General features: G+C 36.5%; 18 protein-coding genes and 3 pseudogenes. 11 read left to right on the forward strand and 10 right to left on the reverse strand.

The genetic code is table 11. The features are described 5' to 3' along the window. Nucleotides 1-5 precede the first annotated feature (5 nt). Nucleotides 6-635: a YczE/YyaS/YitT family protein gene (locus J4P91_RS08065; RefSeq protein WP_207993542.1), complete on the reverse strand. Its 630-nt coding sequence runs from the start codon at nt 633-635 to the stop codon at nt 6-8. A 120-nt stretch (nt 636-755) separates the two neighbouring features. Here J4P91_RS08065 and J4P91_RS08070 point away from each other — a divergent pair. The 5 genes and pseudogenes from J4P91_RS08070 to J4P91_RS08090 all read left to right on the forward strand — a co-directional run bounded on the left by J4P91_RS08070 (nt 756) and on the right by J4P91_RS08090 (nt 5225). Further along, nucleotides 756-1734 (forward strand): annotated as a pseudogene (locus tag J4P91_RS08070) (LacI family DNA-binding transcriptional regulator). 82 nt (nt 1735-1816) lie between these two features. Next, a complete protein-coding gene (locus J4P91_RS08075; protein WP_207993543.1) occupies nt 1817-2629 on the forward strand; it encodes an SGNH/GDSL hydrolase family protein in 813 nt (270 codons plus the stop codon). Then, the gene (locus J4P91_RS08080; protein ID WP_207993544.1) at nt 2626-3543 is read left to right on the forward strand and encodes an ABC transporter ATP-binding protein; all 918 of its coding nucleotides are present in this window, start codon (nt 2626-2628) and stop codon (nt 3541-3543) included. The genes J4P91_RS08075 and J4P91_RS08080 overlap by 4 nt, the downstream gene beginning before the upstream one ends. After that, nucleotides 3536-4528, forward strand: coding sequence for an ABC transporter permease subunit (locus J4P91_RS08085; protein ID WP_207993545.1), 993 nt, complete (start codon nt 3536-3538; stop codon nt 4526-4528). The genes J4P91_RS08080 and J4P91_RS08085 overlap by 8 nt, the downstream gene beginning before the upstream one ends. A 19-nt stretch (nt 4529-4547) precedes the next feature. After that, the gene (locus tag J4P91_RS08090; RefSeq protein WP_207993546.1) at nt 4548-5225 is read left to right on the forward strand and encodes a uracil-DNA glycosylase; all 678 of its coding nucleotides are present in this window, start codon (nt 4548-4550) and stop codon (nt 5223-5225) included. A 46-nt stretch (nt 5226-5271) separates the two neighbouring features. Here the strand turns inward: J4P91_RS08090 and J4P91_RS08095 are convergent, their stop codons facing one another. From J4P91_RS08095 to J4P91_RS08105, 3 genes are all read right to left on the reverse strand, one after another. Continuing rightward, a complete protein-coding gene (locus J4P91_RS08095) occupies nt 5272-5562 on the reverse strand; it encodes a DUF3817 domain-containing protein (RefSeq protein ID WP_017153631.1) in 291 nt (96 codons plus the stop codon). A 212-nt stretch (nt 5563-5774) separates the two neighbouring features. Further along, on the reverse strand, nt 5775-6596 hold the full coding sequence (locus J4P91_RS08100; protein ID WP_207993547.1) for a Cof-type HAD-IIB family hydrolase: 822 nt from the start codon (nt 6594-6596) through the stop codon (nt 5775-5777). 411 nt (nt 6597-7007) lie between these two features. Continuing rightward, nucleotides 7008-8291, reverse strand: coding sequence for a purine/pyrimidine permease (locus tag J4P91_RS08105; protein ID WP_207993548.1), 1284 nt, complete (start codon nt 8289-8291; stop codon nt 7008-7010). 125 nt (nt 8292-8416) lie between these two features. Between J4P91_RS08105 and J4P91_RS08110 the strand changes: the two are divergent. The 3 genes and pseudogenes from J4P91_RS08110 to J4P91_RS08120 form a co-directional block, all read left to right on the forward strand. Continuing rightward, nucleotides 8417-8965, forward strand: a pseudogene (locus J4P91_RS08110) (potassium channel family protein); the annotation flags it as partial. A gap of 6 nt (nt 8966-8971) precedes the next feature. Beyond that, nucleotides 8972-9259, forward strand: a complete 288-nt coding sequence (locus tag J4P91_RS08115; protein WP_207993549.1) for a YwdI family protein — start codon at nt 8972-8974, stop codon at nt 9257-9259. Between the two features lie 63 nt (nt 9260-9322). Further along, nucleotides 9323-9691 (forward strand): DUF423 domain-containing protein, encoded by a 369-nt coding sequence (locus tag J4P91_RS08120; protein ID WP_017153626.1) that lies wholly within the window; start codon nt 9323-9325, stop codon nt 9689-9691. Between the two features lie 35 nt (nt 9692-9726). Here J4P91_RS08120 and gerQ read toward each other — a convergent pair whose 3' ends face one another. The 4 genes and pseudogenes from gerQ to hemQ form a co-directional block, all read right to left on the reverse strand. Next, nucleotides 9727-10167, reverse strand: coding sequence for a spore coat protein GerQ (gerQ, locus tag J4P91_RS08125; protein ID WP_207993550.1), 441 nt, complete (start codon nt 10165-10167; stop codon nt 9727-9729). Nucleotides 10168-10194: 27 nt separating this feature from the next. Next, nucleotides 10195-10617, reverse strand: coding sequence for a cell wall hydrolase (locus J4P91_RS08130; RefSeq protein ID WP_207993604.1), 423 nt, complete (start codon nt 10615-10617; stop codon nt 10195-10197). A 349-nt stretch (nt 10618-10966) separates the two neighbouring features. Continuing rightward, a pseudogene (locus J4P91_RS08135) lies at nt 10967-11410 on the reverse strand (D-alanyl-D-alanine carboxypeptidase); the annotation flags it as partial. A gap of 83 nt (nt 11411-11493) precedes the next feature. After that, nucleotides 11494-12237, reverse strand: coding sequence for a hydrogen peroxide-dependent heme synthase (gene hemQ / locus J4P91_RS08140; RefSeq protein WP_207993551.1), 744 nt, complete (start codon nt 12235-12237; stop codon nt 11494-11496). Between the two features lie 643 nt (nt 12238-12880). On the opposite strand from hemQ, the gene pta reads away from it, so the two are divergent. Beyond that, entirely contained in the window at nt 12881-13852 is a 972-nt protein-coding gene (gene pta, locus J4P91_RS08145) for a phosphate acetyltransferase (protein ID WP_207993552.1), read from the forward strand. Nucleotides 13853-13887: 35 nt separating this feature from the next. On the opposite strand, the gene lipL is transcribed toward pta, so the two are convergent. Beyond that, nucleotides 13888-14733, reverse strand: a complete 846-nt coding sequence (gene lipL, locus J4P91_RS08150) for an octanoyl-[GcvH]:protein N-octanoyltransferase (RefSeq protein ID WP_207993553.1) — start codon at nt 14731-14733, stop codon at nt 13888-13890. Nucleotides 14734-14914: 181 nt separating this feature from the next. On the opposite strand from lipL, the gene J4P91_RS08155 reads away from it, so the two are divergent. After that, the gene (locus J4P91_RS08155) at nt 14915-15508 is read left to right on the forward strand and encodes a lipoprotein BA_5634 family protein (protein ID WP_207993554.1); all 594 of its coding nucleotides are present in this window, start codon (nt 14915-14917) and stop codon (nt 15506-15508) included. 27 nt (nt 15509-15535) lie between these two features. Here J4P91_RS08155 and J4P91_RS08160 read toward each other — a convergent pair whose 3' ends face one another. After that, nucleotides 15536-16201 (reverse strand): RsfA family transcriptional regulator, encoded by a 666-nt coding sequence (locus tag J4P91_RS08160; protein ID WP_207993555.1) that lies wholly within the window; start codon nt 16199-16201, stop codon nt 15536-15538. Between the two features lie 301 nt (nt 16202-16502). On the opposite strand from J4P91_RS08160, the gene J4P91_RS08165 reads away from it, so the two are divergent. After that, nucleotides 16503-16727 carry a YuzB family protein gene (locus J4P91_RS08165; protein ID WP_017153617.1) on the forward strand — a complete coding sequence of 75 codons (225 nt, stop codon included), beginning with the start codon at nt 16503-16505 and terminating at the stop codon, nt 16725-16727. Nucleotides 16728-16943 lie beyond the last annotated feature (216 nt).

The following is a 16943-nucleotide window of genomic DNA, read 5'->3' on the forward strand; positions in this document are numbered from 1 at the left end:
GAGGCCTATTGAGCATCGTGCTCAATAGGCTTTTTTATGCTAAGGACCTTTGTGCCAATCTGGATAAATGCTTGAATAATCCATCCTGTTGTAAATGAAAGGATAATTGTACCAAAATAAATAGGGCCGTCTAATAAAAAGCTACATGTTAAAAATAGAAAAGCTAATGAAATTTCTGTCTTGCGAAATGTCCACTTTTTCTTTTCAGCCATGGTTAAGACGAAAGCTTCTTGTGGTGCAGCACAAAGCTGTGTTGATACATAAATGCCAATTCCAGCGCCAACAAATAGATTTCCGCAAATAAGTGTTATATATTTTGGAAGAGAGCGGATAGAATTCATAATGGCATCGATAGAACCGATCCAATCAACAAAAACAGAAATAAGAACCATAGTAACAATTGTTCCGATTGTAATATGCTTTTTATTCAAAAACAGCACAATAAGTGTAAAAGCAAAGTTAATCATAAAAATCCAAAAGCCAATACTTATTCCAAAGTTTTGATATAGGGCAATAAAAAATGAATCATAAGGGCTAAGACCGAATGAAGTAATAGTTGTCATCATGTTAATTCCAAGAGATAGAATGAGTAGTCCGCTAATAAAAAATATATAGTCTAGTTTTAGACGTATCATATGTTTCAAATCCTTTCCAAATGTATTTGCTAGGAAAGGATATATTGTGGAAAGCTTACTAGGTCAAGAGAGAATTTTTCGATGAGGCTTATTTAAATGAAGGGAAGGAGAAGAAATAAGATGACAAATATAAAAAAGATTGCTGAAATTGCTGGCGTATCAATTTCAACGGTTTCACGCGTGTTAAATAATCATCCGTATGTAAGTGATAAAAAGAGACAGGAAATTTTAGCAATCATTGAAGAGCTAAATTACACTCAAAATGTGAATGCAATTCATTTAGTAAGAGGAAAGACAAATGTGATAGGTGTTCTGTTGCCACATGTAAATGATCAATATTACAGTGCAATCATTGAGGGGATTTCTAAAGAAACGGCCCCAAAAAATTATAATATGATGCTTTGCCAAACGAACTATAGTGCCGAAAAAGAACTTGAAGTTTTACATATGTTAAAAATGAAAAAACTTGATGGTGTAATTATATGCTCAAGAATGAATGACTGCGAAACAATAGAAGAATATACAAAGTTTGGACCAATTGTAACGTGTGAAGAGATAGAATCACAGTCTATTTCTAGTGTACATATTGATCACTATAAAGTATTTTTACAAGGGATGAAATATGTAATAGAAAACGGACACACTCACATTGGATATTGTATTGGCAGAAGCCATAGCGTAAATAGTCAAAAGCGAAAACAGGCTTATGAATGAAGCATTGCAAGAAATATCCATGAAGCCACGAGATGAATGGAAGTTTATAGAGCGTTTTACAGTAGAGGATGGTCGTGAAGTGATAAGAGAGTGGATTAACATGTCTGTGAAACCAACGGCATTTCTTGTTTCTTGTAATCCAATCGCAGCAGGGATGGTAACGGAAGCAAAGAAACATGGGATTCGTATCCCAGAAGACCTTACGATTATTGGATGTGATGATCAAGAGGTGGCTGATGTATTAGGAATTACAACAATTGCTCATTCAAGTAAGGCGGTTGGTACAAAAGCATTTGAAATGTTATATGAAAAGATTACGGATGAAAAAATAGATGTGAAGAATATTGAACTTTTGCCGCAATTAACTGTTCGTGAAACTACATAATATATAAAGTATGAAAATCGCTTTCCAAAAGGGCATTTGGTATAATTAGGGACAATCTATGAGGACTAAAAGGGGTTTTGATATGAGATCAAAATTAGTAAAAGGAATTTTACTCATTACAATTGCATCTTTTTGTTTATTTGCATATGGCTTTATTTCGGGTATTAATGATGTATTAAATCCGAAAGCTTCAAATTTAACTACGAAGACAGAACAAAAACAAGTACAAGGGAAACAAAACCCGGGAACATTACAAGTTGTCAGCTTAGGTGATTCTTTAACACGCGGCGTTGGCGATAAAGAAGGAATTGGCTATGTGGGACGAGTGAAAGAAAGCCTACAAAAGGATTATAAACAAAAGGTTGCGTTAACGAATTTAGCTGTCAGTGGTGCGAAGATGCCAGATTTGTTGAAGCAAATAGAGAGCAGTGGTGCTCAGTATTCCATTAAGCAAGCAGAGCTCATTGTTTTAACAATTGGAGGAAATGACTTATTTCCGGGCTGGGAATCACTTGGAAATATAGATTTAGAAGCATATCGTCCTGATGTAGAAACATTTCAAAATCAGGCGAAGCAAATTGTAACCGAAATTCGAAAGTTAAATCCAGATAGTCCGATTTTTTGGCTCGGTTTGTATAATCCATTTGAGGACGTAGAGGATTTAAAAGGTTCTTCATCTATTGTTGTAGATTGGAACGCATCTTTAGAGAAATTAGCAATAGATAATAAAAATGTATATATTACGCCAACGTTCGATCTGTTTCAAAATCGCGGAAAAGAATTGTTGTACTCAGATCATTTCCATCCGAATGAAACAGGCTACTCATATATGGCGGATCGCTTATTACAAAACGTTGTAAGTAAGCTGAAGCTAGATGAAGGAGGAGCGAAATGACGACGATACTATCAGTACGGAATGTAAAAAAGGTCATTGGGAAAAAGACACTTGTCGAAAACATTTCATTTGATGTGAAACAAGGGGAAGTGTTTGGCTTTTTAGGCCCAAATGGGGCTGGAAAAACGACGACAATTCGGATGCTAGTAGGGCTTATTAAAGCAACCGAAGGCGAGATTACGATCGGTGGCTATAATATTAAAGAGAACTTTCGGGAAGCAATGCGGCAAATTGGTAGTATCGTGGAAAATCCAGAACTTTATACATATTTAACAGGCTGGGAAAACTTAAAGCAATTTGCACGGATGCTTGGCGGTATATCAGATGAGCGTATTTTAGAAATTGCGAAAATGGTTCATTTGGATGAACGTATCCACGATAAAGTGAAAACGTATTCTCTTGGTATGAAGCAGCGTCTTGGCATTGCTCAGGCCCTTCTTGGGAATCCGAAGCTTCTTATACTAGATGAACCGACAAATGGTTTAGACCCTGCTGGTATAAGAGAATTAAGAGAATTTATACATAAGCTTGTAAAAGAAGAAAATATGAGCGTCTTTATTTCAAGTCACTTGTTAAGTGAAGTACAAATGATATGTGACCGCGTTGCTATTATTCATAAAGGGAAAATGATTACAGTTGCGCCTATTGAAGAGTTAATAAAAACCGCAAGTGACCGTGTCGAGTGGATTGTTACACCGATTGCAAAGGCGCAGGATATGTTAGAAGCAGCGGAAGAAGTAAGAGAAATTAGCCTAGACAATGAACGTTTACTGTGCCGGATGGATATTTCATCAATCAGTACTTGGAATAGGCGCTTTGTAGAAAATGAGGTAGAGGTACATAGCGTGAAGGAACTTGTGTTTACGCTAGAAGATCTATTTATTGAACTCACAAGGAGTGAGCAGCATGCGTGAATTTGCAAATCTTGTTTTAAATGAATCGGAGAAAATTTATCGGAAGAAACGTATTTTTGTCGTCATGCTTATATTAGCAATCTTGATTCCTTTATTTGTTTATGCACAGTATCGTGAAGTGCAAACAACGCAAAAGCGCCTTGGTACAAATGACTGGAAAGTAGCACTTCAGCAGCAAATTGTGGATTCGCAAAATCGTTTAAACAACTCTAGGTTGCCAGAAGAATGGCGGGATTGGTTGAAAGTACGAGTGGAGCAACAACAATATTATTTAGACCATGATATTAATCCAACTGCACCGGGGGCACCGACATTTGTACGAGCATTCATTGAACAAGGAATTACATTGTTTATTCCGCTTCTTGTAATGATTGTTGCGATTGATATTGTATCAGGAGAACGAAGTGATGGAACGATGAAAATGCTTCTAACGCGGCCGATTCGGCGTTGGAAAATCCTTCTCAGTAAATATGTGACGATGTTGTTATTTATCTCACTTATATTGCTCTTGGTAGGAATTTTTTCCTATGCATTATCAGGCATTGTTTTTGGTTATGCAGGGTGGAGTTTACCAGTATTAACAGGGTTTGGGATTGATAAAGAAACGTTAAATACAAACTTTGTTCATCTTATTCCACAGTGGCAATATATTTTAATGGCTTATGGACTAGCGTGGTTTGTTGCGATTGTTGTGGGAACAATATCTTTTATGGTTTCTATATTGATTCGTAATACACCAGCTGGTATGGGAGTCATGTTGGCAGCGTTAATTGCAGGTGGTATCTTAGGTTCCTTTGCAACATCTTGGGAAGGAGCAAAATACATTTTTAGCGTGAATTTATCACTGACAGATTACTTATCAGGGAAGTTACCGGCATTGCAAGGTCTATCGATGAGTTTTTCATTAATGAATTTAACAGTTTGGGCCGTAGCTTCTCTAATCATTTCGTTTGTAGTATTTACGAAGCAAGACATGGTCAATTAAGTGAAGAGGAAGTGAAGAAATGGAACATATTTTAAAAAATGACTGGGAGCCGTTACTGGCATCAGAATTTGAGAAGCCGTATTATCAAAAACTAAGAAAATTTTTAAAAGAAGAATATAGTGATCATGTAATATATCCGAATGCCAATGATATTTTTAATGCATTGCATTATACAAGCTATGAGAATACAAAGGTTGTCATTTTAGGACAAGATCCATATCACGGGCCAGATCAGGCGCATGGTTTAAGCTTTTCTGTACAGCCTGGTGTAAGAACGCCACCATCCTTGCAAAATATGTATAAAGAACTGCAGTCTGATGTTGGGTGTGACATTCCCAATAACGGTTATTTAGTGAAATGGGCGGAGCAAGGTGTGCTGTTACTTAATGCAGTATTAACCGTACGCCAAGGTGAAGCAAATTCTCATAAAGGAAAAGGGTGGGAGCATTTCACTGATCGCGTAATTGGACTTTTAAATGAACGAGATAAACCAGTGATTTTTATACTGTGGGGGCGTCATGCACAAGCGAAGAAAAAACTGATTACAAACTCAAATCATCATATTATTGAATCTGTACATCCAAGTCCATTATCAGCAAGACGCGGTTTCTTTGGAAGTAAACCGTTCTCAAAAGTAAATGACTTTTTATCCAGTATGGGTGAGAAGGAGATTGACTGGCAAATTCCAAATCTGTAAAAAGAAAAGTAGCTAACAGAATAATTGTTAGCTACTTTTTTACTTATTATTGTTCATTTTTTAATTTTGCATCTAGTACAAACGTACCAAATGGGATAACTGATGCAATAAATGCACCAAGAGCCCATAAAATAGACTTACGATGTACAATTGTGACTTGAATTACTGCAAATATGAATAGTACGAATAGTACGCCGTGAGCCATTCCTGTAATTTTAACGGCTGTTGGAAAATCTGCAAAGTATTTTAACGGCATTGCTACGAATAATAATAGTAGAAAGGAAATTCCCTCGACTAATCCAATTGCTCTTAATCTTCCGATTGGTGTAGATAACATGAAACAGCCTCCTTATAATATGAGCTTGTATATAGTAAATTTGTATTCTTATTCAAAATAAAATAGTCTATTTTGTTTCATTATATCCGAAAATATAGTTTACACTACGGGAATGTTGTAAAGTTCAAAATATCTTCACAAAGCTACCTGCATTTCAATAAAAACCCATTTGAAGTATTTGACTTCAAATGGGTTTTGTGAATGTATCTATATTAAACAAGTACTTCACTTTTTAGTACAAATTTCTCTACAACTTTAGCGACGCCGTCATTCATATTTGTGTCTGTTACATAGTTTGCAATTTCTTTAATATCATCTGGAGCATTGCCCATCGCAACGCCAAGACCAGCGAACTCGATCATTGCTTGGTCGTTATAGCTATCACCCATTGCGATTACTTCTTCACGCTTAATACCAAGTTTTTGAATCAATTGGTTTAAGCTTGTACCTTTTGTAACGCCAGCTTCTGTGAATTCTAAGAAAAATGGCTTAGAACGCATTACACTTAGTTTACCTTCTAATTGTTTTTGTAGTTTCTTTTCTACTTCTACAAGACGCTCAGCTTCTTTATTCATTAATACTTTTACAACAGGTTCTTGTACAGTTGCTGTAAAACTATCTACTTGGATAATTGGCATGCCTGTCAGTTGACCTTCGATATCTGTATATGGATTATTCTCTTCTGTTACGATGTCATCTCCGACATACGTATGAATCCAAACGTCTTCATTTTTACTAATTTCATATAGACTGTGAACGATTTCAGGGGATAGTGTACTACTGAATAGTTCTTCATCTGTTTCACAGTTAATAATTTTAGCACCGTTAAATGATAGGATAAAACTACCGTATTCTTCTAAGCGAAGCTCCTTTGCAATATGGCGCATGCCAAATGTCGGGCGGCCGGAAGCAAGTACAACCTTTACACCTTGCTCTTGAGCTGTCATTAAAGCTTGTTTCGTACGCTCTGAAATTGTATGGTCATCGCGTAGTAAAGTATCATCTAAATCTAAAACAATCATTTTATAAGACATATAGAAAGTTCCTTTCTTTGTTGAAATAATGGTTGGTATTGCTAGAAATAAGTTTTGATGAAAATATCGAGGAATAAATAGTAAGACATCAAACCTCTTTAAAGGTATATAAATACAAATTGAAAAACTGATAGAAAACCCTTCTTTTTAGGTGGGAGAGAGCATCCGACCATGCATAGAAGCGGTCAATCCCTCTTTCTGCCCCATGCCAAGTTAAAACAAAGGGAGAAAACGAGTGCAGGTCACCTTTTGTTTTTCGTAGCAGCAACTTATACGCCTGCAAATCAAAATGGATTTATATAGTGAGGTGGATTACCGTATTGTTAGTATATATTATCATGGGCGCATTGCCCATGATAATTTTATCCTAACAACTCTGAAAGTAGAGTGCAATAATGGAAGTTTTCCAATTTACGATGGTTGTTTTTCCTTTGAACGGGAAAATAAAATTTCAAGTACAATAGCCATGACAGAACCGAGTACAAGGCCATTGCTTAAAAATGATGCTAAAAATGGTGGAAGGGTGGAAAATGCCTGTGGTGGGACAAACATAACTCCGATTCCTGTGAAGAGAGATAGACCAGCAACGCGGAATAAACGCTCTTTATTTTCTACAGTGTCATATTCACGGAAAGCAAGGCCAATCATACTTGCAAATACAGGATAAATGGCTGCATATCCAACAGCGACAGGAATAGCCGCGAAGAATGACGTGATCTTTGGAAATATACTAATGAAAATAATAAAACTTGATCCTAATATGAAAGGAAGTCGTTTATAAATATTTGTCGTTGCAATAAACCCAGCTGAACCTGAAATAGCTACCGGTCCAATTGCCGAGAAAAGACCACCTAGCAACTGATTTATTCCTGTTATAATACCGGCATGTTTAAACCGATTTTGAACTGCATCTTCCTCATATTTAGAAACAACCTTTTGTACAACACGAATGCTTGCTAACATGTTTGTTAAAAGTAACAGTGTGACAAAGACGACGGTAATTGCCATGTTCCATTCGATGCGGGGCGTTCCAAACACGAATAAAGAAGGTAGACGAATGATATCTGTTACTGGTGTAACCGGATTGGATAATCCGAAACATGCAAATAAAATCCATCCGAACACAATGCTGAAAAGAACAGAGTATTGACCAATAATAGGTAGCTTCATAATGAAAAAAGATAGTAAAATAACAATGAGTGAAAGGATAAATACGTTTGCTTGTACTTCAGTATGTTGTCCATCAAGGCCGAACATTCCTTTTAGAAAGGAACCGCTGAGCTGAGCAACGAGAAGGAATAAATATGTTCCAATTACTGTTGGTGTAAAATAACGGACGAGTTTATCGATAAGTCCAAAAATACTAAGGATAATACAGATGATGCCGCTTAACAGAAATGCGTATTGTAAGACGCGGAGTGTTTCATTATTTGATCCGAATAATACGACACCTAAACTCGCGTAAAGTGAGAATATTCCCCACCAAAGACCAGCAGGTCCTTCTTGAATAGGTAGTCTATGTCCAAATATAGCTTGCAGAAGGCCAGCAAAGCCAAGAACAAATAATGTTCGTTGTACAAATGCGATTGCTTCAGCCCCTTCAAGCCCATAACTGGCCGCAACACTAATTGGTACAATTAGACTACCGGCTAAAATAAATAATGCCCATTGCAGGGCAGAAAGAAATGTTTTCATAATATCAACCTCTTTCGTAGATTCCGTTTCTAGTATATACGTATTTCATTTCCTCTGGCAAAGATTGTAGTAGAGAAAAGAGTTGAAGAAAGATATGAATGCAAAAAGGCAATTGTGGATTGCCATTATATGTACATGGTGATGCTACAGAGGATAAGGTATTACATAAGGCTGGAATTACAAAAGCTGCTGGTTTAGTAGCGATTGTTGCAAATGATGCTGAAAATGTATTTATTACATTAACAGCACGAGGACTAAATAGCACGATTAAAATTGTAGCTAGGGCTGAAAAACCAGAAACAGAAGAGAAATTACGTCGTGCTGGTGCGAATAAGGTCATTAATCCATCTAGTATGGCTGGAATTCATATTGCAAAGGGAATCGCAAATCCATTAACGGTTCATTATATTGATACAGTGCTCTATGGAACAGAGCAGTCTTTTGCAATAGAAGAAGTTAAAATTGGTGAAAGGTCTCTTTTAATTGGAAAAACTTTGATGGAAAGTAACGTGAGAAATCAATTTGATGTTACAATTTTAGCGATTTTACGGAATGGAAATACTATACATAATCCAACAGGACAGGAAAAATTAAAAGAACATGATATGATAATAGTATTTGGTCCAGTAGAGAAGTTGGGGCAATTTGAGAAAGAACTACAAAGTACGAGGTGACGAGGAATGCAAATATCGAGTGATAAAATTTTGAATAAAATGGAAAATGAAATTACGAAAGCAAAAAGTAGTGAAGGACAAAAATCAAAAGAACATCTTTTGGTCGTTCGTGCTTTATGCGATTTATTATTGGATGAACAGACGGAATCTCATACGTATGTAGAATCGAAATTACAATCACAGGTTATATCATCGTATCAGGCGACAGCAGCTCAGCAGGTTGTACCAGTTTCAGGAGAACCTGTATATATGAAAGAAGAAGATGCAAACGGCAATTCTTTATTTGATTTTTAAAAGTTAAATAAGTTGGCTTATATGTGAAAATTTCTTATCATAAAGATAAAAAGGGGAATTCCAATGAAAATTTTCTTCTTATTAGGCTGTATTGCGGCCGGGTTATCTGTTGCATTAGGTGCTTTTGGTGCACACGGTTTAGAAAATAAGATTTCCGCAAAAATGTTAGAAGTTTGGAAAACGGGTGTTACGTATCAAATGTTTCATGCTGGAGGATTATTTGTTGTTGCGTTATTAATGGATAAAATCCAATCTTCCTTATTAAGTACAGCAGGCTGGTTCATGGTAGCGGGTATTATTATGTTCTCTGGTAGCTTATATGCATTAAGTACAACGGGTATTAAATTTTTCGGCCCAATTACACCACTTGGTGGCGTAGCGTTCATTGTAGGCTGGATTTTACTCGGAACTGCAGTTGTAAAAGGATTATAAGAGCAAAAAACAAAAGCTGGCATTTGCCAGCTTTTTTATAATCTTGGAGCATAAGTAGCTTGTTGACTAGGTAAATACGTAATTTCTTCTGGGAATTCAACATAATCTAAGTAAATCATAAGTAGCAAGAAACGTTTTCCGGATTGTGGTTCACTGATAACGATATGATCGCGTCCAGCTGCTTCAATAATGCCGGTATAGGATTGTGTACCAAGTGAACTGCCGCGCTCGTATGTCATAACAACTGTTGCCTGTTTACCTTTGTTTAAGCGAAGGATGTTTTCGATATAAGATTGTTCTAGTGGTAGCATACCTTGAGATGCTGCATACTGTGCTTGCGCTTGTTGTTGCATTGCTTGTTGTTGCATTGCTTGTTGTTGCTGTGGTGTCATTTGTTGCTGTTGTTGTCCTGGTGGCAACTGGGTTCCAGAAGGTTGAAAAAAAGTTCCATAGTATGGATTTTGTTGCTGTGCCATTCAAAAATCCCTCCTCGTTTTCATTGTTTAATATACTGCTGGGCAGTCTCCGCCAGATGGTTGGAAAAAGCAGTGTTTTTTAAATCGACCAGAATTTTGCTGATTATACCAAGTTGGTGGACAAGGACCTTCTGGTCTGAAAAACCATAAAGCAAAATTAGCAGGCCAAAATCGTTGTCCTTGAATAACACGTCTTGCAAGGGCAATATCTTGTTCACGTGCACGCTGATAAAAGTATCCTTTTTGTGTTGCTTCAAAACCACCAGGACTTTGAAATACCATTTGTTGTAGATTACGTATATTCTTGAAGTCTAAACAATTTCCTTTAACGCGATTTACACCGACATTCCCAACCATTAGCATGCCTTGTTGTCCTTCCCCTTCAGCTTCAGCTCGCATAAGTCGCGCTAACAATTTTACATGTTCTTCATTATAAGCAATTACACCCATTTGTTTCACCTCTCTTTCACCATTTTTACAGAAAGAGGAATTGGTAAAAACGGTGTAGAACAATTACTAGTTCATACGTATGAGAAAAAGAAGCCAGATATGACAACCAAACAAAGTTTTAAGAATGAGGATTTTTACGTTATATACATCCATAAGTCATTGTTAAGAAGGAGAAAAGTTTTTTCACTGTGTTCACTTGGCGCGGGTTAGGAAGAGGGGTTGAACGTTTCTATGTATAGTTGGATGCTCACTTCCGCCTAAAAGGACAGGAGTTATGTCAGTTTTAAAAGTTGGATTTATATAGAAGGAGAGACATAATAAAAAAGCTAGCAATTTGCTAGCCTTTTTATTACCCAAATATTTTTGACCACATATTTGATAAGAAGTCGCCAATTGAGTGCATTGTTAATACGAACTAATTTGCTTTTTCTACTTCTCCTGTTGTTTTTGCAACGACTTTCAATTTCTTGCTTCCATCTAAGAATCCGTATTGATCAGTTGATTCTAAAACGAGTGAGCCTACCTTTGCATCTTTCTTAATAGGTGCAACTAATTTTCCATCTTCAGCAAGTAATTTATCCGTTTCAGTGGAAACTTTGTAAGGTGGCTTGCTCCCTTTTTTCGTGATTACCATTATCTCTTTTTCAGGTATCACAGTTACATGATCTTCTTTTCCTTTTACAACAGAAATTGTATTATTTTTATCTACTTTCAATTTCTGCTTTTCAAAGTTATTAAAACCATAATCAATTAACTCACGAGATTCTGTGAAGCGTTTATCCATTGATTTTGTCTACTATTGTTTAAATTTGACGAAAAAAGAGGGTTTTTAAAGGGGATTAAGAAAAAGGAACGAATTTCGTTCCTTTTTTTGTATTATACATATAAAAATTTAGCAACTTTTTCGCTTGGTAAAATGTTACCAACGAAGAAAGTACCAAATTCGCCGTAGCGAGCACTTACTTCATCAAAGCGCATTTCATATACAAGTTTTTTGAATTGAAGGATGTCGTCAGCGAATAGTGTTACACCCCACTCGTAATCATCAAAACCAACAGAACCAGTAATGACTTGGCGAACTTTCCCTGCGTATTGACGACCGATTTTTCCGTGGCTATACATAAGTTTTTTGCGTTCTTCCATCGGAAGCATGTACCAGTTGTCATCGCCTTGACGACGCTTGTCCATTGGATAGAAACAAATGTGTTTTGCTTCTGGTAATTCAGGATATAAGCGTGCTAGTATTTGTGGGTTTTGATATGGATCTTCTTCAGCTGGAAGGTAGTTACTTAGTTCAACAACAGATACGTAAGAGTATGCAGGAACCATATATTCAGCTAATGTTGTTTTATTTAATTCTGTTTCGATTTCATTTAATTCTTCCATTGTTGGACGTAAAATCATAAACATAATATCAGCTTTTTGACCAACAACTGTATACATCGCATGGCTACCTTGTTTTGCAGCCGCTACTTTATTCCATTTCTCAATGACGTTTAAAAATTCAAACATTGCCTGTCCGCGTTCGTCACTAGATAATGTTTTCCATGCTGCCCAGTCGATAGAACGTAAATCGTGTAAACAATACCAACCATCTAACGTTTTTGCTGCTTCACTCATTCTATTCACCTCAGTTAATGATATTTATAAGTTAACTATAGCATATATAGTTTTAAATTCATGTATGTAAAGCTTGGGTGCATAAAATTGTCACATTTAAAAATGCTAGACGGAGGAGTATGTATAAATTCATTTTGATTTTCAAAATATAAGTCGCTACTGCGAAGTACAAAAGGTGACTTCTCCTCTTGTTTTCATTGGGTATGGGGAAGGAGCGGTTTTGACCGCTTCTACGCATGATCAGATGATCTCTTCCATTTAAAAGAAAAGGTTTTAAATCATTTTTTTCAATTTGTGCTTATATAAAATCAAACTTCCATCATCAAACACGTTTTTTATTTTCGCATACAAATTACGGCTATGAAAACAAAAAGAGCCTTGCACTCATTTCCTCCCTTTGTTTTCACTTGGCATGGGACAGAAAAAGGAACTGACCGCTTCTATGCATGATCGGATGATCTCTCCCATCTAAAAAAGAGGTTTTTTCATCAATGCTTTATAATAGATTAACCATGCTGAATTTTATGAAAATATAATTATTTATATTTTACCTATTTTTTAGGAGCTATAAGTTTAAAATATAGATGAAAAGAAGTATTCTTAAAGATAGAGTTTTTTAACATTTGTAGGAGGGGTTTTATTCGTGAGCGATTTATTTACAGCGGTAAAAGAAAAAGTTCAAGGAAAAGGCATTTCTATCGTACTTCCTGAAGGAACTGATGAAAGAATTTTAGGCGCTGCAGAGCGTTTAGCAAAAGAAGAGATTGTAAAACCAATTTTAGTTGGTAATAAAGAAGAAATTAGCGCAAAAGCTGCTAGCATGAACTTAACATTAGCAGGCGTTGATATTTACGACCCAGCTACATATGAAGAAATGGATGCAATGGTAGCATCTTTCGTTGAACGCCGTAAAGGTAAAGCAACAGAAGAAGATGCACTTAAGATCCTTAAAGACGAAAACTACTTCGGTACAATGCTTGTATACATGGGCAAAGCACACGGTTTAGTAAGTGGTGCAGCTCACTCTACAGCTGACACAGTTCGTCCGGCACTTCAAATCATTAAAACAAAACCAGGCGTTACAAAAACTTCAGGCGTATTCATCATGGTACGTGAAGATGAGAAGTATGTATTCGCTGACTGCGCAATTAACATTGCACCAAACAGCCAAGATTTAGCTGAAATTGGTATCGAAAGTGCGAAAACTGCTGAGTTATTCGGTATCGATCCACGCGTTGCAATGTTAAGCTTCTCTACAAAAGGTTCTGCGAAATCTCCAGAAACAGAAAAAGTTGTAGAAGCGACTCGCATTGCAAAAGAAATGGCTCCTGAATTAACATTAGACGGTGAGTTCCAATTTGACGCTGCATTCGTACCATCTGTAGCTGAGAAGAAAGCACCAGGTTCTGTTCTTAAAGGTGATGCTAACGTATTCGTATTCCCAAGCTTAGAAGCTGGTAATATCGGTTACAAGATTGCACAACGCTTAGGTAACTTCGAAGCAGTGGGACCAATCTTACAAGGTTTAAACATGCCAGTAAACGATTTATCTCGCGGTTGTAACGAAGAAGAAGTGTACAAGTTAGCTTTAATTACAGCAGCTCAAGCAATATAAAAACGAAAGGCCCCGCTACAATAGCGGGGCCTTTGTTATTTCTCAAGACTAAGTGCTTTATTATTGCGATCAATAATGCGCTGCAAGTTCATTTCATATAAAGGAACTTCATCCACCGTTAATTGTGATGGTGTTAATTGCGGCGCAAAGTGCTGCAATGTTTTTAATAGACGCATCATTAAATCTTGAACGGTAATCGTTTCACCAAGTAATTCAGATAAAGAAGCCATTGTACTCGGTATAATTTCAGGATACGTAAATCTCGTCTCTTCACCTTGAATTGCTAAGTTGTAAAAATCACGAACCAGTGCCGCGCGTTCGGAGCCGCTGCCTGTAGCGCATAAGTAAATTTGTACAGCTACACCTCCGCGAATGCGGCGCTGTGAGATACCTGCGAATTTTTGATCACGGATGCTTAAGTCATAGCTACCAGGACAATAAGAGCCAACGATTTCCTTTGCCTCGATATCGACATCATAATCTTTTAACATTTCTTTAATTAAATGCCACATCGTATCGTATCCAAGATCGATATCAATCCCTTTTTCCGTTTCTTGAAATAGAAGTGATACATTTAAAACTCCCTCATCAAGTACGACTGCAAGACCACCTGAATTACGCACAATGACGTTGAAATTCTTTTGTTTTAAAAAAGAAATTCCTTCTTGTAAATATGGAAGGCGAGAATCTTGAATGCCAAGAACAATTGTATTGTGATGAACCCAAGAGCGCATCGCTGAAGCAGATGTACCATTTCCGATTGTTGTGCACAGCGTGTCATCCATCGCAAATGACTGCAAAGCATGAAATGTACGGCCTAAACTAGACTGATCAACAATACGCCACTCTGGTTGAGATAAAATCGAACGGGAATTGCTCATATAACTAACCCCTTATCTATAAAATGACAATCTTTATTATAGCAAAAAAGAGAGAAAAGAGAGGAAGGTTGTGAAAAAGAACCTTACGGAATTGTAATGTTATTGTAAGGAAGGGAGATTGGTAAACCTCTTTTGGATGGTTAAGCTAAGAGGTGCAATTATAGTTTTAGGAGGAATAGAAATGAAAAAGGTTAAATTAGGACTTGTAGCAATAATGTCAGCCGCAGTATTTAGTGGTTGTTCCATTATGGATATGATTGCCCCGCAGGCGAACGGTGTTATTATGTATGGTGATGATGCAGTGGTGCAGCAAAAAATGGATCAATATAAAGATAAAATTGAATCAGGGCATAAATTTGAAGCGAAATTTGGTACAGTTAATAATCAAAAAGTATTAATTATGAATAAAACAACAGCGGATAAGATGGTAAAAGAAAAGGTACTGAAAAAAGTAGAGGGAGAAGATGTAAAACCAATTAAAACATTACCATCAATTTCTGATGATGCAGGTATTATATTTGCAAAAACAGAGCAAAATGATGTGGAGATTGATGGAAAGAAAATGAAATATGAAGATAATGTAATTGTTGGTGATGCACGAAGATATGCAGATATGTATGCAGTTGTAAGCGATGCAGCATATGGAAAAATAAATCAGCCAGTAAAAACAATAGGGGTAGTAGCGTTTAAAGAAAATCCGAAAAAAGAGATTTTCCCAGATATTAAGCGCGATTCAAAAGTAGAAGAAGCTCACATGGTTGAGTTAAAATCATAAAAAAAGGATGCGTTCATCGCATCCTTTTTATTCGGCGATTTTTTCTAAATTACCGTTTCGATCCATACGAAAAGAAGTTTGCGCAGGCTCTTCGTCATCCATTAATGCTAATTTACGAGCACGATTCATAATATTCATGAGTGTTTCGTAATCTTCTTGCACTGTATTAGATTGTTGTTCTAGCTTTTCCAATTTTTTTTCTAACTCTTCATTACGAAGTACTTGTGCTTTAATTTCTTGCTTCAATCTCGTATTCTCGTTTTCGAGTGCTGTTACTTTTATGTTTGAAGACCCTACTGTTTGTAAAAAGTAAATCACATCTTGCATTGTTATAGAAGCGTTAGATACAGCTGGTTCCGGACGTGGAACGGTGTTATTTACAACCGGTTCTTCATCGGCTGTAATTACTGCTGAAGCTGGTGGCGTATAAAGTAGGCGTTTTTTTGCCTGTTCGCCGCCAGCAGCACGCATTTTATCTTTCCGATGTCTTTTTGCTAGCTGCAAAGCTTGTTCATAGCTATAACGTACAACTGCATTCCAACGAAACCCACAAGCAGCCGATGTGCGATTTAACTGATCGCCAACTTCTTCAAATGCATTTAATTGTGTACTTCCTTCTCGAACATGGCGAAGTACGGTTTCGGCAAGTAATAAATCGTCCTCATCTGTCCAAGCATCTTGTCTTACTTTCATAGATTCAACTCCCTTTCTTTTTATGAACTTCCTATTTTTATAATGGGCAAAAGAAATGGCTTTTATACAAAGCTTTTAAAAATATGGTAGATTTTGATGAAGATAAGAAATGCATGCGCGAATGAAGGAAGCTTGTGAAGGGAAAAATGAATAGGAAAATAAGGGTTTTATATAGTGTTCTATAGGGATAGAGCTCAAGAGGAAGACTTGCATCAAGCCTCAAAGAGCGGTAAAATACCATTTAGTGTTTATTGTTAAATGTACTTGTGAAAAGTTTAAAATAGAGGAAGTGTTATATAGAATGGGAAACGAATTTCGTGTGTGTGATGATTGTCAGGCAACGAACATTAAGACGTTGATACCAAAGCTCAAAAAGGTAGATTCATGTGCAAATATTGAAGTTGGATGTCAATCTTATTGTGGACCAGGTCGTAAAAAGTCGTTCGCTTTTGTGAATAATCGTCCCGTTGCAGCGCCAAATGAAGATGAATTAATTAAAAAGATTGAAGCAAAATTAAATAAGTAAGAAAAGGAGAGTGAGAACCTTACTCTTCTTTTTTTATGCCCTTAGAAAAGAGTATTATTTCAAAATAATGAGAAGTAGAGAGGGGTTTATTTATAGAAATGAGTAATTTTAATGAAGAACCTTAATTTTATGATATCGGTTTCGCATTGCTTACATTAGTTTTATATTGCAAAATAATGGTTGACAGCCTTTTATAGCCATAGGTAGAATAGAAGG

It is taken from the genome of Bacillus sp. XF8 (assembly GCF_017498755.1).
Lineage (GTDB): Bacteria > Bacillota > Bacilli > Bacillales > Bacillaceae_G > Bacillus_A > Bacillus_A bingmayongensis.